General features: G+C 51.5%; 1 protein-coding gene. It reads left to right on the top strand.

The window, feature by feature from the left end; all coding sequences use genetic code 11:
- Positions 1-324: recombinase family protein (locus KP705_RS17725; RefSeq protein WP_215765234.1), on the top strand; the 324-nt coding region annotated here is incomplete at its 5' end.
- Between the last annotated feature and the right edge of the window lie 123 nt (positions 325-447).

The raw sequence follows: 447 nt of genomic DNA, 5'->3' as shown, positions 1-447 counted from the left end.
AAGCTTCAACTTGGGAACAGTATTCACGATCCGTCTGATCCAATGGGCAAGTTGTTCTTCAACATCCTTGCGACTTTCGCGGAGTTTGAAGCCGATCTGATCCGGATGCGTACTCGTGAAGGGATGGCCGTTGCACGCGACAAAGGTAAACTACGCGGAAAGAAACCCAAGCTTTCTGAACGTCAGCAAAAAGAGCTTCGCCGGATGTATGATACCGGCGATTACTCCATCAGCGATCTTTCAGAACTGTTTTCTATTTCTCGGCCAACTGTCTATCGAACTCTCAGCAGAACAGCCTCAACGTTCTTGTTGGGTTCACTCTAAGCGTACGTAAAGTACACTTTCGTGTCGTGACCCCAGGAAGCCACGCAGCTTTTCGGCAGCCTTCCCGGTGCGGCCCTGCACAGTGCGCTCGGCTGCATCATAAAGCGAGATTGCCTCCTCGTC

The sequence above is a fragment of the Gluconobacter sp. P1D12_c genome (genome assembly GCF_018812105.1).
GTDB classification, from domain to species: Bacteria; Pseudomonadota; Alphaproteobacteria; order Acetobacterales; family Acetobacteraceae; genus Gluconobacter; species Gluconobacter oxydans_A.
Note: the sequence above shows the minus strand (reverse complement) of the source record. Positions and strands in the feature narration are given on the sequence as shown.